General features: G+C 67.9%; 19 protein-coding genes. 12 read left to right on the forward strand and 7 right to left on the reverse strand.

Going from position 1 to position 20250, the window contains the following annotated elements; genetic code table 11:
• Positions 1-13: 13 nt before the first annotated feature.
• The 3 genes from B2515_RS11660 (at position 14) to B2515_RS11670 (ending at position 3423) form a co-directional block, all read left to right on the forward strand.
• Complete coding sequence (locus B2515_RS11660; RefSeq protein WP_293876470.1) at positions 14-1183, forward strand: DUF2171 domain-containing protein; 1170 nt, start codon at positions 14-16, stop codon at positions 1181-1183.
• Positions 1184-1295: 112 nt separating this feature from the next.
• Positions 1296-2285 carry an NADP-dependent oxidoreductase gene (locus B2515_RS11665; RefSeq protein WP_293876472.1) on the forward strand — a complete coding sequence of 330 codons (990 nt, stop codon included), beginning with the start codon at positions 1296-1298 and terminating at the stop codon, positions 2283-2285.
• Between the two features lie 265 nt (positions 2286-2550).
• Positions 2551-3423, forward strand: a complete 873-nt coding sequence (locus B2515_RS11670) for a DMT family transporter (RefSeq protein ID WP_293876474.1) — start codon at positions 2551-2553, stop codon at positions 3421-3423.
• Between the two features lie 169 nt (positions 3424-3592).
• On the opposite strand, the gene B2515_RS11675 is transcribed toward B2515_RS11670, so the two are convergent.
• On the reverse strand, positions 3593-6376 hold the full coding sequence (locus tag B2515_RS11675; protein ID WP_293876814.1) for a ribonuclease E/G: 2784 nt from the start codon (positions 6374-6376) through the stop codon (positions 3593-3595).
• A gap of 490 nt (positions 6377-6866) precedes the next feature.
• On the opposite strand from B2515_RS11675, the gene B2515_RS11680 reads away from it, so the two are divergent.
• Positions 6867-8114, forward strand: a complete 1248-nt coding sequence (locus tag B2515_RS11680) for an N-acetylmuramoyl-L-alanine amidase family protein (protein ID WP_293876476.1) — start codon at positions 6867-6869, stop codon at positions 8112-8114.
• 37 nt (positions 8115-8151) lie between these two features.
• On the opposite strand, the gene B2515_RS11685 is transcribed toward B2515_RS11680, so the two are convergent.
• Positions 8152-9066: a KPN_02809 family neutral zinc metallopeptidase gene (locus B2515_RS11685; RefSeq protein ID WP_293876478.1), complete on the reverse strand. Its 915-nt coding sequence runs from the start codon at positions 9064-9066 to the stop codon at positions 8152-8154.
• Between the two features lie 104 nt (positions 9067-9170).
• Here B2515_RS11685 and B2515_RS11690 point away from each other — a divergent pair, with 104 nt between their 5' ends.
• Both B2515_RS11690 and B2515_RS11695 read left to right on the forward strand, forming a co-directional pair.
• Positions 9171-9956, forward strand: coding sequence for a 3-hydroxybutyrate dehydrogenase (locus B2515_RS11690; protein WP_293876480.1), 786 nt, complete (start codon positions 9171-9173; stop codon positions 9954-9956).
• The gene (locus B2515_RS11695) at positions 9953-10567 is read left to right on the forward strand and encodes a DUF4893 domain-containing protein (RefSeq protein ID WP_293876482.1); all 615 of its coding nucleotides are present in this window, start codon (positions 9953-9955) and stop codon (positions 10565-10567) included. Before B2515_RS11690 ends, B2515_RS11695 begins: the two co-directional genes overlap by 4 nt.
• A 28-nt stretch (positions 10568-10595) precedes the next feature.
• On the opposite strand, the gene B2515_RS11700 is transcribed toward B2515_RS11695, so the two are convergent.
• Both B2515_RS11700 and B2515_RS11705 read right to left on the reverse strand, forming a co-directional pair.
• Entirely contained in the window at positions 10596-11255 is a 660-nt protein-coding gene (locus B2515_RS11700) for a hypothetical protein (protein WP_293876484.1), read from the reverse strand.
• A 42-nt stretch (positions 11256-11297) separates the two neighbouring features.
• Positions 11298-12266: a cation diffusion facilitator family transporter gene (locus B2515_RS11705; protein WP_293876486.1), complete on the reverse strand. Its 969-nt coding sequence runs from the start codon at positions 12264-12266 to the stop codon at positions 11298-11300.
• Between the two features lie 89 nt (positions 12267-12355).
• Between B2515_RS11705 and B2515_RS11710 the strand changes: the two genes are divergently transcribed.
• The 4 genes from B2515_RS11710 to B2515_RS11725 all read left to right on the forward strand — a co-directional run bounded on the left by B2515_RS11710 (position 12356) and on the right by B2515_RS11725 (position 16343).
• Positions 12356-12607, forward strand: coding sequence for an AbrB/MazE/SpoVT family DNA-binding domain-containing protein (locus B2515_RS11710; RefSeq protein WP_293876488.1), 252 nt, complete (start codon positions 12356-12358; stop codon positions 12605-12607).
• Positions 12604-12984 carry a type II toxin-antitoxin system death-on-curing family toxin gene (locus B2515_RS11715; protein WP_293876490.1) on the forward strand — a complete coding sequence of 127 codons (381 nt, stop codon included), beginning with the start codon at positions 12604-12606 and terminating at the stop codon, positions 12982-12984. The genes B2515_RS11710 and B2515_RS11715 overlap by 4 nt, the downstream gene beginning before the upstream one ends.
• A 238-nt stretch (positions 12985-13222) precedes the next feature.
• On the forward strand, positions 13223-14611 hold the full coding sequence (locus B2515_RS11720) for a helix-turn-helix domain-containing protein (protein ID WP_293876492.1): 1389 nt from the start codon (positions 13223-13225) through the stop codon (positions 14609-14611).
• A gap of 139 nt (positions 14612-14750) precedes the next feature.
• Positions 14751-16343: an isocitrate lyase gene (locus B2515_RS11725; protein ID WP_293876494.1), complete on the forward strand. Its 1593-nt coding sequence runs from the start codon at positions 14751-14753 to the stop codon at positions 16341-16343.
• 350 nt (positions 16344-16693) lie between these two features.
• On the opposite strand, the gene B2515_RS11730 is transcribed toward B2515_RS11725, so the two are convergent.
• From B2515_RS11730 to B2515_RS11740, 3 genes are read right to left on the reverse strand one after another with little or no spacing between them, the layout of a single operon-like run.
• Entirely contained in the window at positions 16694-17644 is a 951-nt protein-coding gene (locus B2515_RS11730; RefSeq protein ID WP_293876496.1) for an aldo/keto reductase, read from the reverse strand.
• Positions 17641-17835 (reverse strand): hypothetical protein, encoded by a 195-nt coding sequence (locus B2515_RS11735; RefSeq protein WP_293876498.1) that lies wholly within the window; start codon positions 17833-17835, stop codon positions 17641-17643. The genes B2515_RS11730 and B2515_RS11735 overlap by 4 nt, the downstream gene beginning before the upstream one ends.
• A 27-nt stretch (positions 17836-17862) precedes the next feature.
• Positions 17863-18213: a hypothetical protein gene (locus tag B2515_RS11740; protein ID WP_293876500.1), complete on the reverse strand. Its 351-nt coding sequence runs from the start codon at positions 18211-18213 to the stop codon at positions 17863-17865.
• A 99-nt stretch (positions 18214-18312) separates the two neighbouring features.
• On the opposite strand from B2515_RS11740, the gene B2515_RS11745 reads away from it, so the two are divergent.
• Positions 18313-19293 carry an ArsR/SmtB family transcription factor gene (locus tag B2515_RS11745; protein WP_293876502.1) on the forward strand — a complete coding sequence of 327 codons (981 nt, stop codon included), beginning with the start codon at positions 18313-18315 and terminating at the stop codon, positions 19291-19293.
• Positions 19290-20231: a methylenetetrahydrofolate reductase [NAD(P)H] gene (gene metF, locus B2515_RS11750; protein WP_293876504.1), complete on the forward strand. Its 942-nt coding sequence runs from the start codon at positions 19290-19292 to the stop codon at positions 20229-20231. The genes B2515_RS11745 and metF overlap by 4 nt, the downstream gene beginning before the upstream one ends.
• Positions 20232-20250 lie beyond the last annotated feature (19 nt).

The following is a 20250-nucleotide window of genomic DNA, read 5'->3' on the forward strand; positions in this document are numbered from 1 at the left end:
CCGCAGGACGATCATGCAGGAGACGATCATGGGCTATGAACGCTATCCGCGCGGTACCAATCCGCAGGGCGACGATTACGGGCGCACCGATCCGCAGGACTATGGCCGCGACTACGGGTCCGGTCGCGACTACAGCTATTCGAGCGCGCGCGATTATCAGGCCGCGGGCCGTTTCGGCGACGGCGACCGGTCCGGCTATGGCAGCCGCGATTACGGCAACCGGCGCTATGGCCAGTACGATCAGCCGCGCGGCAATGCCGGCGGGCGCGACTCCTATGGCGGACGCGGCGGCAGCGACTATCGTGACGACCAGAACCGCGGTGGCGGCTATGGCGAGCGCAGCCGTTATGGCGCGGATGCCGGCCGCGACCAGCAGCGCGAATATCATGGCAGCTATGGTGCGGGCAGCCGCCGGTTCGAGGATTTCGGCCGCACGGCGCATGCCGACGACGACAATTACCGCGACAACCGCGATCGCCAGCAGCCGTACGGCCGGTCGCAGCAGCAGGGCTATGGCCGTCAGCCGCAAGGCTATGACTATGAGGATCGCGGCTTTTTCGCCCGCGCCGGCGACGAGGTCCGCTCGTGGTTCGGCGACGAGGATGCCGAGCGGCGTCGCGAATATGATTCGCGGATGGACGATCGCTACGACACCGATCGCGACAACGATTATCACAGCTGGCGCCGTGGCCAGATCCAGTCGCTCGACCGCGATTACGACGAATATCGCCGAGAGAACCGGTCGAAGTTCGAGAATGAGTTCGGCGCGTGGCGCTCGACCCGTCAGACGCAGCGCGATGCGCTGAACGCGGTCGAGGAGCATATGGACGTGGTCGGCAGCGACGGCGAACATGTCGGCACGGTCGACAAGGTGCGTGGCGACCGCATCCTGCTGACCAAGAACGACGCCGACGCCGGCGGCCGCCACCATTCGATCCCGTCGAGCTGGCTGCAGACGGTCGATGGCAAGGTGACGCTGAGCAAGTCGGCCGCCGACGCCAAGAAGGCCTGGCGCGACGAGGAGCGCAATCAGGCGATGTTCGGCGACGACAGCGACGACCGTTCGCGGTCCTCGCAGGCATACAGCCAGTCGTCGTCGTCCGCGACCGGTAGCCAGTCGACCGCCAGCGGTACGGCGAATGACGGCAAGACGCTGAACAAGAGCTTCTCCGGTACCTATTAAACCACGGAGAATGCCGGATAACGAAGGCCCGGGCCGACCGCCCGGGCCTTTTTCGTTGCAGCCTGCAACTGACATGGCCAAGCTGTGGCCAAAGCAATCGGGAGAGTGAGAGATGGCACGTGCATGGAGCCTCAAGTCGCGGCCGCAGGGTATGCCGACGGCGGAGAATTTCGAGCTGGTCGATCTCGGCACGCGCGATCTGAAGGACGGCGAGGTCCGCATCGCCAACAGCTGGCTGTCGGTCGACCCCTATATGCGCGGGCGGATGAACGACGTGAAAAGCTACACGCCGCCCTTCGAACTGGGCGCACCGATGCAGGGCGGCGCGATCGGCAAGGTGGTCGAGAGCCGTTCCGACACGTTTAGGCAAGGCGACACCGTCCAGCATTTCGCGGGCTGGCGTGACGAGGCGGTGCTGCCCGCCGATCAAGTGCAGGCGCTGCCACAGCTCGACGTCGATCCGCAGGCCTATCTGGGCCAGCTCGGCATGCCGGGGATGACCGCCTATTTCGGCCTGCTCGAGGTCGCGGGTGCGAAGGAAGGCGACACGGTGTTCGTCTCCGCCGCAGCCGGTGCGGTCGGATCGACGGTGGTGCAGATCGCCAAGGCCAAGGGATGCCGGGTGATCGGTTCGGCGGGCGGCGCCGAGAAATGCGCCTGGGTCGAATCGCTCGGCGCGGATGCGGTGATCGACTATAAGAGCGGCACACCGGTGGTGAAGGCATTGGGCGAGGTCGCGCGGACCGGGATCGACGTCTATTTCGACAATGTCGGCGGCGAGCATCTCGATGCGGCGTTGGCGCATGGCAATCAGGGCGCGCGGTTCGCGATCTGCGGGATGATCGACGTCTACAACAGCGGCAAAGCGACCGAATTGCGCTATCTCGCGCGGCTGATCGGCATGCGCATGCGCGTGCAGGGCTTCATCGTCAGCGATTACATGGACCGTGCCGCGGACTTCTATCGCGACATGGGCGGCTGGCTGAAGGACGGCAAGCTCAAGCGCAACGAGACGGTGTTCGAGGGGCTCGACACGATGCCGGACGCGTTCCTGGGGCTGTTCACCGGCGGCAATACGGGGAAGATGCTGGTCCGGGTGTAAGGGAATGGGCGGGCGCCGTATGCGGAGATCGCGTGCGGCGCCTCCCCGAGATGCTTTGGCACCCGCCCGTCACGTCTTGATCGGGCGTGCCCGGTCGCGCTAATCGTGCGACATCGACCGAGTGGCAACTAGGGTTCCGGGCGGGCACCGCCGCTGGACCGAGCGTTGCAGAGACCGCGGACGTTCCGCGGCTGCACCCAAGGGATAGAAGCCCAGGGGAGGAGACGTCGAGACCATTAGCGCACCTGCGCGAAAGGGGGTCTCCATGACGCTTGCCTCACTGCTCCTCATCGTCCTCGCCGCCGTAACCCATGCCATCTGGAATTTGCTCGCCAAGCGGGCGGCATCGGTCGGGCCGGTCTTCGTCTTCGCCTATAATCTGGTCGCCTGCATCGGCTATGCGCCATCGGTGCTATATCTGCTGTCGGGCGGAACGGTCGGCTGGACGGCGGGGGGCGTCGCCGTCGTGCTGCTCAGCGGCGTGATCCATCTCGCCTACAGCCTCTGCCTTCAGCGCGGCTATCAGGTCGCAGATTTGTCGGTGATCTACCCCGTCGCCCGCGGCACCGGACCGATGCTGTCGACGATCGGCGCCATCCTGTTGCTCGGTGAGGTGCCGAGCGGCCGGAGCCTCGGCGGGCTCGCGCTCGTCGTGATCGGCATCGGCCTGATCGCGACGCGCGGCGACCTGTCCGCCTTCCGCCGGCCAGGCGGTCAGTCCGGGGTACGATGGGGTGCCGCGACCGGCGGTCTGATCGCCTCCTATACGGTCGTGGACGCCCATGCGGTGAAGGCGCTCAGCATCATGCCCGTGATCCTCGACTGGTTTTCCAACCTGTTGCGCTTCGCCCTGTTGGCGCCGATCGTGGGCGCGAACCCACGTCGGGCGATCCACGCCATGAAGGGCTATTGGTGGCTCGCGATCGGCGTCGGCCTGCTGTCGCCGCTGTCCTATATTCTGGTGCTCGCCGCACTACGGAACGGCGCGCCGCTCAGCCTCGTCGCGCCGATGCGCGAGATGTCGATGATGGTGGGCGCCGTGCTGGCGATGGTCATCCTGCGGGAAGCCGTGGGCATCTGGCGGCTGGCAGGATGCGGCGTGCTGATCGTGGGCGTGATCGCACTGGCGGGCGCCTAGCCGCGCCTTCGTCGTCTTTGCGACGGCATGCGGCGGCGGATGAAGGCCGGAGATCGGGGACGCCCCGGACCCGGTCCATCCACGCGCCGGACGCGGTCGCGACGGGATAGGTCCTCAACGACGAACCCCCTCCCGCTCGGGTGAGCGGGAGGGGGTTCGTCGTTTCGACTCAGGCGCCGAAGGTGCGTTGCCACCAGCCGCGGCGGGGCGCTTCGCCGTCTTCCGACGTGTCGTCGGTCGGGGCGGTGCCGTCCTGTGCGGTCTGGAGCGTGGCCTCGGGCGCCGGAGCGGGCTCCTCGACCGGGGCTGCTACCGTGTCCGCAGGCGCGGCGTCGGCAGTGGTGGCGGGCTTGCGGGTGCGGCGGCGCTTGGGCTTGTCCTCGGCCGCGGGGGCTTCGGCCGGAGCCTCGGCGACCACGTCCTCGACCGCGGCGGCCGGAGCCGCCTTCTTGCGGGTGCGCTTCGGCTTGACGGGCGCTTCCGCTTCCACCGCAGGCGCTTCGGCGACGGGCGCCTCCGCTGCGACCGGCGTTTCCGCGACCGGTGCCTCGACCGCCGGGGCGGCGGCGCGGGCGCGGGGACGGCGGCGGGTCTTGGGCGCCTCGACCGGGGCGTCGTCCTCGACCGCGGCCGGGACGGGCGCGTCGAGGCCGGTGGTCACCGGGCCGGCATCGCCGGCTTCGGCGATCGGCTCCAGCTCGGCGGGTTCGCCGTCGGCGTCGTCCGCCGGGAACTGCGGATCGCCCGCAGCCTCGGCCTCGTTGCCCTCGACCTGATCGCCCGCCTGGCGACGGCCGCCACGGCGACCGCGACGGCCACGACGACGGCGGCCTTCGCCCTGTGGCTGCTCGCCAGCGAACTCGCCGCCGTCCGTGCCGTTGCCCTCGGTCTCGCCGGTATCGACGTCGGCGGTTTCGGCGGCTTCGAGCTCGTCGCCCGCGACCGCTTCACCCTCGACGCCGGCCTCGTCCTGCACGACGTCGCCATTCTCGTCCTTGCGACCGCGACGGCCGCGACGGCGGCGACGGCGGCCACGACCGCGGCCTTCGCCGTCGTCGTCGCTGCGCTCTTCGCGATTCTCGGGACGACGGCCGCCGTCGCGCGGCTCGCGACGCGGCTGCTCTTCGGCCTCCTCGACGATCTCTTCCTCTTCCTCGTCCTCGATCTCCTCGGGGACGTCGTCGTAATCTTCCTCGATCAGCGCCTCGATCTTCGGCGCATAGGCGGGCGGCGGGCCGGACACCTCGACCGACATGCGGGCGCCCTCCTCCTCGCGATCGGGGATGATCTCGACCTGTACGCCGTAGCGATCCTCGATCTCGGCGATGTCGGCGCGCTTGCGGTTGAGGACGTAGATCGTCGCTTCCTGGCTCGCGCGCAGCGTCAGCAGCGAGCCGCGACCGCGGGCGGCCTCGTCCTCGATCATGCGCAGCGCCGACAGCCCGGCCGACGAGGCGGTGCGGACGAGGCCGGTGCCCTCGCAATGCGGGCAGGGGCGGGTGGACGCCTCGAGCACGCCGGTGCGCAAGCGCTGGCGGCTCATCTCCATCAGGCCGAACGACGAGATGCGGCCGACCTGGATGCGGGCGCGATCGTCCTTCAGCGCCTCCTTCATCGCCTTTTCGACCTTACGGACGTTCGAATTGTTGTCCATGTCGATGAAGTCGATGACGACGAGGCCGGCCATGTCGCGCAGGCGCAGCTGGCGGGCGATTTCCTTCGCCGCTTCCAGATTGGTCGCGGTCGCGGTCTGTTCGATATTGTGTTCGCGGGTCGAACGGCCGGAGTTGATGTCGATCGACACCAGGGCTTCGGTCGGGTTGATGACCAGATAGCCGCCGGACTTCAGCTGCACGACCGGATGGTACATCGCGGCGAGCTGGTCCTCGACATGCGCGCGCTGGAACAGCGGCACCGCGTCGGCATATTGCTTGATGCGCCGGCCGTGGCTGGGCATCAGCAGCTTCATGAATTCCTTGGCGTGGCGATAGCCTTCCTCGCCCTCGACGATCACCTCGTCGATGTCCTTGTTGTAGATGTCACGGATCGCGCGCTTGATGAGGTCGCTGTCGCCATAGATCAGCGCCGGCGCCGCCGAGCCGAGCGTGGCTTCGCGGATGCCGTCCCACAGGCGGGCGAGATAGTCGAAGTCACGTTTGATCTCGACCTTGGTGCGCTGCAGGCCCGCGGTGCGGACGATGCAGCCCATCGACGGCGGCAGCTGCATGTCGGCCATGATCGACTTCAGCCGCTTGCGGTCGGCCGCGTTGCTGATCTTGCGGCTGATCCCGCCGCCATGCGACGTGTTGGGCATCAGCACGCAATAACGGCCGGCGAGGCTGAGATAGGTGGTCAGCGCCGCGCCCTTGTTGCCGCGCTCTTCCTTGACGACCTGGACCAGCAGCACCTGACGGCGGCGGATGACGTCCTGGATCTTGTAGCGGCGGCGCAGGTTCATGCGGCGCTGGCGGAGCGCCTCGACCTGGTCGTCGTTCGCGGTGCGCGGCTTCTTCGACGTGCCTTCGCCATGGGCGGTGCCGTCGCCGTGATCGTGATCGCCGCCGTCGTGATCCGTGTCGTCGCCGTGGTCGGCATCGTCGTAATCGTCGTGCTCGTCGCCGTCATGGTCGTCGTCGTCATGGTCGTGCTCGGCGCGCAGCGCGGCTTCCTCGGCGGCGTGCTCGGCTTCCTCGCGGAGCAGCGCGTCGCGGTCTTCCTTCGGGATCTGGTAGTAATCGGGGTGGATTTCGCTGAAGGCGAGGAAGCCGTGGCGGTTGCCGCCGTAATCGACGAACGCCGCCTGCAACGACGGCTCGACGCGCGTCACCTTGGCGAGGTAGATGTTCCCCTTGAGCTGCTTGCGCTCGGCACTCTCGAAATCGAACTCTTCGATCCGGTTATTCTTGACGACGGCGACCCGGGTCTCTTCCCGGTGGCGTGCGTCGATCAGCATACGCGTGGTCATTGGATAGTCTCCGCGCGCGTGGCGCTCCTGCGGGTGGCCCTGACGGGGCCGGTCCGGAGGGCGCGCATGCGCGTTGATAGATGGCGCCGGGCGAACCGGCGCGGGTGTGTGGCAAAGATGCGTCTGCTCGCCCGGCACATCGGGGGGCTCGGCCCTCCCACACGCCCGACACGCCGCCGGCCGAGGCCGGGCGGTGTCGAACGTTGGAAAAGTGCGTCATGCGAGCGTCAACCTGGTTAAACCCGCCCCAGGAAGGCGCGGGGACCTGTGCTTCGCGTCTTACGGATAGCGCGCGACGCACGGGTGCAGTCCGTTGGTAGCATCGGACCCAGCACACCGCAACTGGCAGGGAATTGCCGGTCCACCGGCAAGAACATGCCGAATCCCGGATTAACCTTGCCGGGCAACGCCGCGTTCGTACCCGCGCAGCTAGAACAACCCGCGGCGATCGCAGGAGAATCGCCAGAAGGGGTTGGCAATGGCTTTTCGCTGGACCCGCGTACCCTCGGCGCGGCAAGACCGCCGTGTGTTCGTGGTACTTGCCCTGATTGCCGGCTGGCTGACGAGCGCGCCCGCATGGGGCGCGACCGCAATCCGCAGCGTTGCGGTGCACGATGGCCGGATCGTCATCCGCTTCGACGGGCGGGTGGGCGATGCGACCGGCGTGATGCTCGACGGCAGTCGTCAGATCGCGATCGACGTTGCGGGCGCCTTGCCCGGCGTTTTGGCGGCGGCGGGCGGGCCGGTGAGCGGCGTGCGTCAGCTGCGGCAGGGCGGCGGCACGCGGCTGCTGTTCGATCTCGCGCGACCCGCGATCATCGGCGACGGCGGATTCGACGCCGACGGCCGGCGGCTGACGCTGTCGCTGGAGCCGGTCACCGCCGCGCGCTTCGCGGCGGCGAGTGCGGCCGGGCCGCTGAGTTTCATGGCGTTCGACTTCGGCGACTGGGCCGCCCGGCCGAAATACAAGGTGTCGATACCGGTGCCGCCGCCCGCGCGCGGCGTCGCGCTGCCGCGTGTCCGTGGCGACGACAGCCGGCCGCTGGTGGTGATCGATGCGGGGCATGGCGGGGTCGATCCGGGTGCGATCAATCCGGAGACGGGGCTGCGCGAAAAGGACGTGACGCTGCGCATCGCGCGGGCGATCCGCGACGACCTGCTGGCGAGCGGCCGGGTGCGCGTGGCGCTGACCCGTGACGACGACCGCTATCTGGTACTGCGCGAACGCTATGGCATCGCACGGCGGCTGAAGGCGAACCTGTTCATATCGATCCACTGCGACAGCGTCGGCAGCGGCGACGCCTCGGGCGCGTCGGTCTATACGCTGTCGGAGGTCGCGTCGGACAAGGAAGCCGCGCGGCTGGCGAGCCGCGAGAACAAGGCGGACGTCATCTCCGGCGTCAATCTGGGCGAGGCGGGGGCGGACGTGTCGTCGATCCTGATCGACCTGACGCAACGCGAGACGATGAACACCTCCGCCAGCTTTGCCCGATTGCTGGGGCGCGAGGCCAAGCCGCGGATTCCGACCAAGCCGCTGTTCCACCGCATGGCGTCGCTGATGGTGCTGAAAGCGCCGGACATGCCCTCGATCCTGTTCGAGACGGGATACATCTCGAACCCGGTCGATGCGGCGTTCCTCGACAGCCGCGACGGGCGCGAGCGGATCGCGGAAAGCGTGACCAAGGCGGTCGAGGTGCATTTCGCCCGGCAGCTCGCGAGCCGATAGGGATTTCCCCTCCCCGGAGGGAGGGGAGCGAGGTTCGTCAGATCGCGCCTGAGAAGGTGTCGCACTGCGCCGGGTCGCCGGTCTGCAGGCCGCGTTGCAGCCATGACTGACGCTGGGCCGAGGTGCCGTGGGTAAAGCTGTCGGGGACGACGCGGCCCTGGCTCTGCTTCTGCAGCGTGTCGTCGCCGATCGCCTGCGCCGCGGTCAGCCCCTCTTCGAGATCGCCCGGCTCCATCCTGCTGCGGTTCTGCGCCGCCCACACGCCGGCATAGCAATCCGCCTGCAATTCGAGCCGGACCGAGGCGGCATTGCCTTCCGTCTCGCTGCTGCTGCGCTGGATGCGCTGGACCTGTTCGGAGGTGCCGAGCAGGTTCTGGATGTGATGGCCGAATTCGTGCGCGATCACGTAATCCTGCGCGAAATCGCCCTTGGCGCCGAAGCGGTTGGCGAGTTCGTCGAAGAAGCTGGTGTCGAGATAGATGCCCTGATCGGTCGGGCAGTAGAAGGGCCCCATCGCCGCCTGCGCCGCGCCGCAGCCCGACCGGCCGTTGCCGCCGTAAAATTGCAGACTGGGCTTCTGGAACTGCTGACCGGACTGCTGGAAGATCGCGGTCCATGTGCGCTGCGCCGACTGGAAGGCGTTGCAGGCGGCCTTGCTCTGCGGATTGGCGGTGCAGGCGGCGGTGACCGCCTGCGGCCCTTCGGCCGACGCCGCCGGGCGGCTGCTGACGCCACTGCCGCCGCCTACAAGGCTGCCGAGATTGCCGAGCCCGCCAAAGACCGCAAGCAGCAACAGCACGACGATGATCCCGCCGCAGCCGAAGCGGCTGCCGATCAGCGGCAACAGGCCGAACAGCAATCCGCCGCCGCCACCGCCGCCGCCGAACCCCCCGCCGGATCCGCGCTGGTCGCCGACGTTGATGTCGTTGGGGTCGAAATCGTCGAGGCGCATGGCAGGCTCCGTTTAGCGTGCGTTACGAATGCCCGAACCGACCCCCCGGTTGCAACGTTGTGCACGACGACGCAGGACGACGGCGTCATCAGGAGAAGAGACGCATGTTCCTCAAGGGCAAGACCGCGATCGTCACGGGTTCCACCTCGGGCATCGGCCTCGCCTATGCGCGGGCGTTCGCGGCGGAGGGCGCGGCGGTGGTCATCAACGGCTTCGGCGATCCCGGCGCGATCGAGGCGCTGCGTGCCGAGCTGGCGGCGATCAGCGGCGCGGCCGCGCTGTACGATGCTGCCGACATGACGCAGCCCGACCAGATCGCGGCGCTGGTCGACCGCGCCGTGCGCGAAACCGGCCGCATCGATATCGCGGTCAACAATGCCGGCATCCAGCATGTCGCCCCGATCGAGAGCTTTCCCGACGACCGGATGGAGGCGATCATCCGCATCAACCTGCTGTCGGCATGGTATGTCGCCAAGGCGGCGATCCCGCATATGAAGGCGGCAGGCTGGGGACGGATCATCACCACCGCCTCGGCGCACAGCCTGATCGCAAGCCCCAACAAATCCGCCTATGTCATGGCCAAGCACGGCATCGCGGGGCTGACCAAGACGCTGGCGCTGGAGACGGCGCAGCATGGCGTCACCGTCAATTGCATCTCGCCCGGCTATGTCTGGACGCCGCTGGTCGAGGCGCAGATCCCCGATACGATGGCCGCGCGCGGGATGACGCGCGAGCAGGTGATGACCGACGTGCTGCTCGCCGCGCAGCCGACCAAGGAATTCGTGACGCCCGAGCAGGTGGCGGCGCTGGCACTGTTCCTGTGCCGCGACGAAGCGAAGGCGATCACCGGCGCGAACCTGTCGGTCGACGGCGGCTGGACCGCAGCGTGAGGGCGACCCGGATCGCCGCGGTGGCGCTGGCCGGCGCGATGCTGGCGACCGCCGCGGTGCGCGCGCAGGACGAGGGCAACGTCGACTGGCGCAAGGTCGCGACGCGGCAGGATCGCGAGCGCCTGCGCAACTGGCGCGACGCCTGGGTACAGGCGCTGGCCCGCGTCCGCGCGACGCCGGAGGGGGCGGCGGGGCTTGCCGCCGACCCGGCGCTGTTCGACCCCGATCGCATCGTCCAGGGCGCGGCGCTGCGACCGGGGGCCTATCGCTGCCGGATGCACCGGCTGGGCGGCATCGGCCCGCACGCCCGCCCGCTGCTGCGCGGGGCGTGGACCGGGTGCCGCGTGGCGGAGAGCGGCATCGTCCGCCAGTTCGTCACCGACGGCGACCAGCGCACCAGCGGCAACCTGTTCGACAGCACCGATTCGCGCACCGTCTTCCTCGGCACGCTGGCGCTCGGCGACGAGGACCGGCCGATGCGCTACGGCCGCGATGCACGGCGCGACATGGCGGGGCTGGTCGAGCGGATCGCCCCGGCCCGCTGGCGGCTGGTACTGCCCTATCCGGGCTTCCAGTCGACGCTGGACGTGATGGAGATCGTGCGGGCCTGATCGCCCACGCGCATCCCCCCTCTGCGCCTCACTGCGCCGGCACGAGATCCGCTGCCGTCCGGGTCGACTCCACCGGCACCGTTGCGGGGGACACGACCATCACCGGCGTGGCGGCGAGCGGCGGGAGCGAGGCGAGATAGGCCTTGCCCCGCAGGTTCACCGGCGTGACCCGTCCGGGATTGGCCGCCGCCACCGCCTTCAGATAGGAGCGCGGCTTCTTCATCAGCTTCGGCTGGTCGAGCCCCGACAGGCCGACGATCCGCGCGGCTTCCTTGACGAAGTGGACGCAGTTGCGGCTGTTCAGGTTGTAGCGGCCGTCGCCGGTCTTGTCGTCCCAGGCGGCGATCAGCGCCAGCACCTGCGCATATTGCGCGTCGCTGAGCACGACCGCGAACTGTGCGTCGCTGCCCGCGATGTAGAAGGGCTTGGAAATGTCGAGCCGGCCGCCGACCGTCCCCATCAACAGCTTGGGCGTGATCGCCTTTGCGGTGAAGCCGTAATTGACGTCGACCGGGGCGCCGCCGGCATCGGGCGTGCCGCGCAGCGTGAAGAAGGCGTGCGGGAAGCTGTTGCCGAGCTCGTGGCTCCAGAAGGTGATCGTCACTGCGGCCCAGGCGGGCGCGGCGGCGACAAGCGATCCGGCCAGCAGGAGGGCGGCGAGCAACGGACGCAGGAACAGGCGGTGCATGGCGACGGATGGTATCGGCGCGCGCCGGTTTATGAAACCACGTTATGCCGTGGTTCTGCCGGTTGCGGTGCCGGTCAGCGTCGCCGCATTCTCCTGCTTTTCCGGGCGGATATAGATCGAACTCAGCGCCGGCACCGCCGCGCGCAGCGCATCCTCCAGCTGCTCGATCAGCGTCTCGCCCTCGCCGAGCGTGATAGTGTCGACGAAATCGGCGCTGACCGCGACGAAGATGGCATCGGGGGCGGTGTGGATCGTGCGGACGTGGTTGACGTGGGTCACCGCCGGATGCGCGGCGATGATCCCGCGCACCGTCTCGACGACCTGCGGATTGGCGCGTTCGCCGATCAGCAGCCCCTTTGCCTCCCGCGCCAGCAGCACCGCGACGAGGCCGAGGATCAGCCCGATGAGGATCGAAGCGACGCCATCGATGCGCGGATCGGCTAAGGCATGGCTCGCCCAGATGCCGATGCCGGCGATGACGAGGCCGGCGAGCGCCGCCGAATCCTCGAACAGCACGATGAAGCCGGCCGGGTCCTTGCTCTGGCGGATCGCGCGCCACCAGCCGGTATCGCCCTTCGCCTTGCGGAATTCGCGCATGGCGATGAACCACGACGATCCCTCGAGCGCGAAGGCGATGACGAGGACGATGTAATTGACGAGCGGGTCGGACAATTCTTCGGGGGCGACGATGTGGCGATAGCCCTCGTAGACCGAGACGCCCGCACCGACCGCGAAGATCAGGATCGCGACGACGAACGCCCAGAAATACAGCTCGCGTCCATAGCCGAAGGGATGGGCGACGTCCGGCTGCCGTCTGGCGCGGTGCTGGCCGTAGAGGAGCAGGATCTGGTTGCCGCTGTCGACGCAACTGTGCACGCCCTCGGTCAGCATTGATGACGACCCGGTGATACCGGCCGCGACGAACTTGGCGATGCCGATCCCGAGGTTGGCGGCAAGCGCACCGTACAGAACGATATTCTCGCGGATGCGGGCGGTCAGTCCGTGGCTCATGCAGGGTCCTCGTCGGCGATCGTGACGACGCCGGGGGCGATACGCGCGAACGGCTGGTGCGGGTCCGCCAAGGATGTTATAACGGACGTATGAACAAGCCCGTCGATATCACCGCCGCGCAGCATCTGCGCATCATCAAGATCGGGAATTCGCAAGGCGTGATCCTGCCCAAGGAGATGCTGGCGAAGCTCGGGGTCGAGCAGGGCGACGTGCTCGACGTGGTCAGCAAGCCGGACGGCCTGTTCGTCCGCAAGCATGATGCGGGCTTCGCCGAACAGATGGCTGCGGCGCGCGAGGTGATGCGGCGGCGGCGGGACGCGCTGCGCGAACTCGCCAAATGAGCGACTGGATTTGGGTCGATATCGAAATCGCCCTTGCGGCGCATGACGAGCAGTTGCTGGAACATGGCGGGGCTGCGGGCCTTCGCGACCGTTCGATGCTGGAAAGCGCACTGGCGCGACCGCTCAACCTGGTCGCGTACGAGGAGCCCGATATCGCCGATCTGGCAGCCAGTTATGCCTTCGGGATCGCGCGCAACCATCCGTTCGTCGATGGCAACAAACGCACCGCCTTGGTGGTCAGCGAAACCTTTCTGCTACTCAACGGCTATGAACTGACCGCATCGAATGCGGAGGTGGTCGTCGCGTTCCTGGCGTTGGCTGCCGGCGAACTCGACGTGCCGGCGCTGGCAGACTGGTTCCGCACGCACATCGCGTGACGTAGGGCATTGGCCCGAAAACGGAATGACCGCCGGCGCACGAAGCGCCGGCGGTCACCTTTCCTCCCCAGGAAACTCTTGAAAAGGCCGTTAGCCAGAGAGTCGGGCGGGGGGCAGTGGGGGGTGACACCCGGCCAAGGTCATCGTGTACACCTCGCGGACAGACGTATCGGTCATACTGTGAAGAATTGACAAACCACCCTCCATACCCGAACCTCGATCCGGACGAGGAGCGACGATGGCGGAGCGTAAATTGTTTGCCGGCCACGCCGTGCGCCGGTTGCGGCGACAGGCGGGGCTGACCCAGGCGGCGATGGCGGAGGTGCTGGCGATTTCGTCCAGCTATCTCAATCTCGTCGAGCGCAACCAGCGGCCGCTGTCGGCGGCGTTGCTGGTCAAGCTGGCCGAATCCTACGACTTCGATCCGCGGGCGCTGACCGCGGGCGAGCCGGGTGGCGGCGAGGCGGCGATGCGGCGGCGGCTGGCGGACCCGATTTTCGCCGACCTCGAAATCGACCGGAACGAGGTGGGCGAATGGCTCGCCGGCGCGCCCGGCGGCGCGGAAGCGTTCGCGCGCGCCTATGACCGGCTCGGCGCGGGTGGTGGCAGCGGCGAATCGGACGGCGTCGATCCGGTGGCCGAGGTGCGGCGCGAGATCGAGCGATGGCGCGGGCATTTTGCCGACCTCGACGGCGCGGCGGAGGCGCTGGCCGACGAGCTGCGGCTGGGGGCGGGCGACCTGTACGGCGCGATCGCCGAGCGGCTGCGGGTCAAGCACCAGCTGACGATCCGCATCCTGCCGGTCGACGTCATGCCCGACCTGCTGCGCCGGCTCGACCTGCACGCACGGCAAGTGCAGCTGAGCGAGGTGCTCGATTCGGCGTCGCGGACCTTCGCGGCGGCCTATCAACTGGCGCAGATCGAGGCGCGGGCGGAGATCGATGCGCTCGCCAAGGGCGCCGGGTTCGCGGACCGGTCGGCGGAGCGGTTGTTCCGCCGGCATCTCGCCAGCTATTTCGCCGCCGCGGTCATGATGCCCTACGCCCGTTTCCTGCGCGCGTGCGAAACGACCGGCTACGACCTCGAGCTATTGCAGCGCCGGTTCGGCGCGGGGTTCGAGCAGGTCGCGCATCGGCTGACGACGCTGCACCGGGTCGGCGCGCGGGGGTTGCCCTTCTTCCTGATCCGGATCGACCGGGCCGGGCAATGTTCGAAGCGTTTTTCGGGCGCGAGCGCGTCGCCGCTGGCGGAAGCGGAGGGGCGTTGTCCGCTGTGGCGGCTGCACCATGCCTTCGACCGGCCGGGATCGCTGGCGGTGCAGCTGGTCGAGCTGGAGGATAAGGCGCGCTGGCTGACGATCGCGCGGACGGTGACGCCGCAGCGCCGCCGCTATGGCGGGGTGCTCGCCGAGTTCGCGGTCGGGATCGGCGTCGCGGCGGAGCTGGGCGGCGCGCTGGCGGTGGCGCGGGGCGTCGACCTCAAGGGCGATGCGACGCCGATCGGTCTCGGCTGCCGCGCGTGTCACCGCACCGACTGCCCGCAGCGCTCGGCGCCCCCGGCCGGGCGGGCGCTGCTTATCAACGAGCGGGATCGCGGCGTCTCGGGCTTCACCTTCGCCGGAGACTAGGCTGTAAATAAGCGTACATTTATACACCGCACTTCGGCGAAGTGTGACAGGATTACGCGGTTTTGCGCCGATGTCGGGCTGTCAGGCGTGTCAACATCAGTACAGATCGTCCCATTCGGTACAGAGCGAGGGACGTGACATGACCTATCAACAGCAGATCGGTGCCGCCAGCCAGGTGATCGGCGGCCAGGCGACGTGGAGCGGCATCGACGCCGAGTCGGTTGCGCGCATGCGGTTGCAGAACCGGTTCCAGACCGGGCTCGACATCGCGCGCTACACCGCCGCGATCATGCGCCGCGACATGGCGGCCTATGACGCCGATCCGGCCGCCTACACCCAGTCGCTGGGCTGCTGGCACGGGTTCATCGGTCAGCAGAAGATGATCTCCATCAAGAAGCATTTCGGCACGACCGACAGGCGCTATCTGTACCTGTCGGGCTGGATGGTCGCGGCGCTGCGCAGCGATTTCGGGCCGCTGCCCGACCAGTCGATGCACGAGAAGACCAGCGTCCCGGCGCTGATCGAGGAACTCTACACCTTCCTGCGCCAGGCGGATGCGCGTGAGCTGGGGCTGCTGTTCCGCGATCTCGACCATGCGCGCGAGGCGGGCAATGCGGTCGAGGCGCAGCGAATCCAGCATGCGATCGACAGCCATCAGACGCATGTCGTGCCGATCATCGCCGATATCGACGCGGGCTTCGGCAATGCCGAGGCGACCTATCTGCTCGCCAAGAAGATGATCGAGGCTGGCGCCTGCGCGCTGCAGATCGAAAATCAGGTCAGCGACGAGAAGCAGTGCGGCCACCAGGACGGCAAGGTCACCGTGCCGCACGAAGACTTCCTCGCGAAGGTGCGCGCCTGCCGCTACGCCTTCCTCGAACTGGGCGTCGAGGACGGCATCATCGTGACGCGCACCGACTCGCTCGGCGCGGGCCTTACCAAGCAGATCGCGGTCAGCAAGACGCCGGGCGACCTCGGCGACCAGTATAACAGCTACCTCGATTGCGAGGAGGTGACCGACCTGTCGACGATCAACGGCGACGTCATCATCAACCGCGACGGCAAGTTGCTGAAGCCGAAGCGGCTGCCGTCAAACCTGTTCCAGTTCCGCGAGGGGACCGGGGCCGACCGCTGCGTGATGGATTGCATCGCATCGCTGCAGAATGGCGCCGACCTGTTGTGGATCGAGACGGAAAAGCCGCACATCGAGCAGATCGCATCGATGGTCGACCGCATCCGCGAGGTGATCCCGAACGCCAAGCTGGTCTACAACAACAGCCCTAGCTTCAACTGGACGCTCAATTTCCGTCAGCAGGTGTTCGATGCCTGGGTCGAGGCGGGCAAGGACGTGTCGGCCTATGACCGCGCACGGCTGATGTCGGTGGATTACGACGGCACCGCGCTGGGCGACGAGGCCGACGAGCGTATTCGCACCTTCCAGAAGGATGCGGCGGCGCGGGCGGGCATCTTTCACCACCTCATCACGCTGCCGACCTATCACACCGCGGCGCTGTCGACCGACAATCTCGCCAAGGAATATTTCGGCGATGCGGGTATGCTCGGCTACGTCAAGGGCGTGCAGCGCAAGGAGATCCGCGAAGGGATCGCCTGCGTGAAGCACCAGAACATGTCGGGCTCGGACATCGGCGACGACCATAAGGAGTATTTCGCCGGCGAGGCCGCGTTGAAGGCGGGCGGCGCGCACAACACGATGAACCAGTTCGCGGCGTAGGCGTCTTGCGCCGTAAGCGTCCGATAGATCGGTGATCCTGTTCCCCGGCGGAGGACGGGGTCCAGTGTGGCGAGGTTGGTGACGGGCGTTGCGCGTCGCCAACCGGGGACGGCGCGACTGGGCCCCGGCCTTCGCCGGGGAACAGGAACGTACGCCCCTTCCTCGGTCTTCGGCTTATCTAGCATCGGATGACATCGGATTGATCCGAATATTCGTCATTGCGAGCGCAGCGAAGCAATCCAGAGCCGTACCAGGACGCCCTGGATTGCTTCGCTGCGCTCGCAATGACGGATCAGTTCGATGTCATCCCGCTCTAAACGCCCACCGGGCTTTACCGAGGAAGCGAGACCCTACGCCCCGGCGGCGTCCAGTCGGTCGAGTTGGTCCTTGGTCAGTTCCAGCTCCATTGCGGGCAGCAGGTCTTCCAGCTGGTCGACCCGCGTCGCGCTGGCGATCGGGGCGGTGACGCCGTCCTGCGCGATCAGCCAGGCCAAGGCGATCTGCGCGTGGCTTGCGCCGGTCTCTTCCGCCACGCCGTCCACCGCCGCCAGCACGGCGGCGCCCTTGCCGTCGAGCAGATCGCCCATCCGGCCGCCGCGCACGCTCTGGCCGAGGTCGTCCCTGCTACGGTATTTGCCGGTCAGGAAGCCGGAGGCGAGGCCGTAATAAGGCAACACGCCGATATTTTCGGTGACGCAATAATCCTGCAATTCGCCCTCGAACCGATGGCGGCTGACCAGATTATATTCGGGCTGGAGCACGTGATAGCGGGGCAGGCCGCTTGCCTTGGCGGCATCGACCGCGGACTTCAGCCGGGCGGCGTGGAAATTGGAGGCGCCGAGGACGCGGACCTTGCCGGCGTCGATGAGCCTGCCGAACGCCTCCAGCACCGCCTCTTGCGGTACATCGTCATCGTCCTGATGCGCATAATAGAGATCGATGCGATCGGTGCTGAGCCGTTGCAGCGACGCCTCCGCCGCGGCGGCGATACGGGCGGGGGCGAGCTTGTCGCCGCCGTCGCCGGGCAGCATGCCGACCTTGGTCGCGAGCAGCACCGAATCACGCTTGCCGCTCGCCTTGAGCCATTCGCCGATCATCGTTTCCGATTCGCCGCCCCGATGACCGTCGACCCAGGCGGAATAGACGTCGGCGGTGTCGATCATCGTCCCGCCGCCCGCGACGAAGGCGTCGAGCACGGCAAAGCTGGCAGCGCGATCGGCGGTCCAGCCAAAAACGTTGCCGCCGAGCACCAGCGGCGCGATCCGGAGGTCGGTGGAGCCGAGGCGGCGCGTGGCGGTCATGGCGCGGTGTCCGTGTCGTTGGAGGTGGCGGCGTCGAGGTCGATGCTGTTGGCGTCGAGCATCGCGGCGGCGTCGTTCAGCTGCGCGGCTTCGTCCGCGGTGACCGCGCCGGGATCGTCGCCGTCGCCGCCGCGCGAACAGGCGGCGAGTAGCAGCAGGGGGAGCGTGGCCGACAGGATCAAACGCGACATGCGACCATACTCCCCCGAACGAGCGGCTTAGTCCTTCAGCGTACGGCCGGCGCGCTCCAGCGCATTGCCGGTCGCGTCGGCGGCGCGATCGGCGCCGTTGCTGATCGCCGCGCCGGCACGGTCCGCACTCGCGTCGAGGCGCTCGCCGGTGCGATCCGTCGCCGCATCGATCCGCTCGCCGGCATTGTCGAGGTTGCGCTCGGCGGAACCGAAGGCCCGATCGGTCGCGGCATCCACGTCGCTGACCGCGTTGCGCGTCGTCGCCTCGGCATCCGCGGCGATCGCATTGCCGGCTTCGGCGGTTTCGTTCTGCGTGTTCTGGCTGCACGCGGCGAGGCCGATGGCGAGCGGGGCAGCGAGGATCAGCAGGCGCTTCATGATAATCTCCCAGGTGTCACTGACCGGCTGCAAACGCAGCATGGCCGGTTCGGGTCCGCGTTGACCTCATATAAAGATATCTTTATATGTTGATGCGACATGACCCTCGCCCTCGATATCTTCCGTGCCTTAGCCGATGCGACGCGGCTGCGCATCTTTTCGCTGCTGCGCTCGATGGAGCTGTCGGTGGGCGAGCTGGCGCAGGTGCTCGGGCAGAGCCAGCCGCGCGTCAGCCGGCATGTGAAGATCCTGTGCGACGCCGGGCTGGCGGAGCGCCGCAAGGAGGGCAGCTGGGTGTTCGTCGCGCTCGGCCGGCAGGCGGCGACGCAGCCGGTCGCCGCCGCGATCGACCAGTGGCAGAAGAGCGAGCCCGATCACTGGGCGGTGGCCGATGCCGCGCGCCTCGCCGCGGTGCGCGCCGATCGGGCGGCGAGCGCGGCGCAATGGTTCGAAGGCCATGCCGACGAATGGGACGCGATCCGTTCGCTGCATATCGCCGAGAGCGAGGTCGAGGCGGCAATGGCGGGCGTGCTGGGCGATGGCCCGATCGGCAGCCTGATCGATATCGGCACCGGCACCGGGCGGATGCTCGAGGTGTTCGGGGGGCAGGCGGAGACGGCGCTGGGCATCGACCGGTCGTCGGAGATGTTGCGGCTGGCGCGTGCCAAGCTGCACGACCGGCCCAATACCGAATTGCGGCAGGCGGATCTCTATGCGCTGCCGATGGCGGATGGTGCGGCGGACGTCGCGATCTTGCATCACGTGCTGCATTTCGCGCAGCAGCCCGGCGCGGCGATCGCCGAGGCGGCGCGCGTGCTGGGGCCGGGCGGGCGACTGCTGATCGCGGACTTCGCCCCGCACGATCGCGAGGATTTGCGCACGCGCGACGCGCATACCCGGCTGGGCTTCGCGGACGAGCAGATCGCGGGCTGGTTCGGCAATGCCGGGCTGACGCTCGCGCGGACGGATACGCTCGAGGGCGGCGAACTGACGGTGACATTGTGGCTCGGACGCAAGTCCGGTGCGAATTTGCGTGAGGTGCCAGTGAAGAGCTTTGGGAAGAGGGTTGGGGCGGCATGACGATCTCGGTGAACCAGCTCGAGGAGGCGCAGATCGCGCTCAAGGCGCCGCTCTATGCGGACGTCGCGGGCGATCTCGACGTGTCGTTCGAATTCTTCCCGCCGAAGAACGAGAAGATGGAGGAACAGCTCTGGGACGCGGTGCGGACGCTGGAGCCATTGGCACCCAGCTTCGTGTCGGTGACCTATGGCGCGGGCGGGTCGACGCGCGAGCGGACGCATGCGACGGTGGCACGCATCCAGCGCGAGACGAGCCTCGCCGCGGCGGCGCACCTGACCTGTGTCGAGGCGACGAAGGCGGAGATCGATCAGGTTGCGGAGGAATATTGGGCGGCGGGCGTGCGCCATATCGTCGCGCTGCGCGGCGATCCGCCCGCGAGCGGCGCGAAATTCGCCAGCCATCCCGGCGGCTACGAGAATGCGGCGGCGCTGGTCGCGGGTCTGAAGCGGCTGCATCCGTTCGAGATTTCGGTCGCGGCCTATCCCGAATGCCATCCGGATTCGCCGGACATGGCGGCCGACATCGACAATCTGAAGGCCAAGCTGGATGCCGGCGCGACCCGGGCGATCACGCAATTCTTCCACGAACCCGAAACCTTCTTCCGCTATCGCGACAAGGTGGCGGCGGCGGGGATCACCGCGGAGATCGTGCCGGGAATCATGCCGGTCACCAACTTCGCCAGCGTCGTGCGGATGAGCGCGATGTGCGGGACCGAGGTGCCGGCATGGATGGCGCGCCTGTTCGACGGGCTGGAGGAGCATCCGGCGGCGCGGCAGCTGATCGCGGCGACGCTGGCGGCGGAACTGTCCCGCAAATTATATGCGGGCGGGGTGAAGTCGCTGCACTTCTACACGCTCAACCGCGCGGAGCTAGCGTTCGCGATCTGCCATCTGCTTGGCGTGCGGTCGAAGCCGGTGAACGCCGCGGCGGCGGCGTAAGGCAATCAAGCCCCTCCCC

This window comes from Sphingomonas sp. UBA978 (genome assembly GCF_002292295.1).
In the GTDB taxonomy this organism is placed as follows: Bacteria; Pseudomonadota; Alphaproteobacteria; order Sphingomonadales; family Sphingomonadaceae; genus Sphingomonas.

Excerpts from the sequence above, each read along its gene's own strand:
- B2515_RS11660 (WP_293876470.1), top strand. The coding sequence starts at position 14 with ATGCAGGAGACGATCATGGGCTATGAACGCTATCCGCGCGGTACCAAT.
- B2515_RS11665 (WP_293876472.1), top strand. The coding sequence starts at position 1,296 with ATGGCACGTGCATGGAGCCTCAAGTCGCGGCCGCAGGGTATGCCGACG.
- B2515_RS11670 (WP_293876474.1), top strand. The coding sequence starts at position 2,551 with ATGACGCTTGCCTCACTGCTCCTCATCGTCCTCGCCGCCGTAACCCAT.
- B2515_RS11675 (WP_293876814.1), bottom strand. The coding sequence starts at position 6,376 with ATGCTGATCGACGCACGCCACCGGGAAGAGACCCGGGTCGCCGTCGTC.
- B2515_RS11680 (WP_293876476.1), top strand. The coding sequence starts at position 6,867 with ATGGCTTTTCGCTGGACCCGCGTACCCTCGGCGCGGCAAGACCGCCGT.
- B2515_RS11685 (WP_293876478.1), bottom strand. The coding sequence starts at position 9,066 with ATGCGCCTCGACGATTTCGACCCCAACGACATCAACGTCGGCGACCAG.
- B2515_RS11690 (WP_293876480.1), top strand. The coding sequence starts at position 9,171 with ATGTTCCTCAAGGGCAAGACCGCGATCGTCACGGGTTCCACCTCGGGC.
- B2515_RS11700 (WP_293876484.1), bottom strand. The coding sequence starts at position 11,255 with ATGCACCGCCTGTTCCTGCGTCCGTTGCTCGCCGCCCTCCTGCTGGCC.
- B2515_RS11705 (WP_293876486.1), bottom strand. The coding sequence starts at position 12,266 with ATGAGCCACGGACTGACCGCCCGCATCCGCGAGAATATCGTTCTGTAC.
- B2515_RS11710 (WP_293876488.1), top strand. The coding sequence starts at position 12,356 with ATGAACAAGCCCGTCGATATCACCGCCGCGCAGCATCTGCGCATCATC.
- B2515_RS11715 (WP_293876490.1), top strand. The coding sequence starts at position 12,604 with ATGAGCGACTGGATTTGGGTCGATATCGAAATCGCCCTTGCGGCGCAT.
- B2515_RS11720 (WP_293876492.1), top strand. The coding sequence starts at position 13,223 with ATGGCGGAGCGTAAATTGTTTGCCGGCCACGCCGTGCGCCGGTTGCGG.
- B2515_RS11725 (WP_293876494.1), top strand. The coding sequence starts at position 14,751 with ATGACCTATCAACAGCAGATCGGTGCCGCCAGCCAGGTGATCGGCGGC.
- B2515_RS11730 (WP_293876496.1), bottom strand. The coding sequence starts at position 17,644 with ATGACCGCCACGCGCCGCCTCGGCTCCACCGACCTCCGGATCGCGCCG.
- B2515_RS11735 (WP_293876498.1), bottom strand. The coding sequence starts at position 17,835 with ATGTCGCGTTTGATCCTGTCGGCCACGCTCCCCCTGCTGCTACTCGCC.
- B2515_RS11740 (WP_293876500.1), bottom strand. The coding sequence starts at position 18,213 with ATGAAGCGCCTGCTGATCCTCGCTGCCCCGCTCGCCATCGGCCTCGCC.
- B2515_RS11745 (WP_293876502.1), top strand. The coding sequence starts at position 18,313 with ATGACCCTCGCCCTCGATATCTTCCGTGCCTTAGCCGATGCGACGCGG.
- metF (WP_293876504.1), top strand. The coding sequence starts at position 19,290 with ATGACGATCTCGGTGAACCAGCTCGAGGAGGCGCAGATCGCGCTCAAG.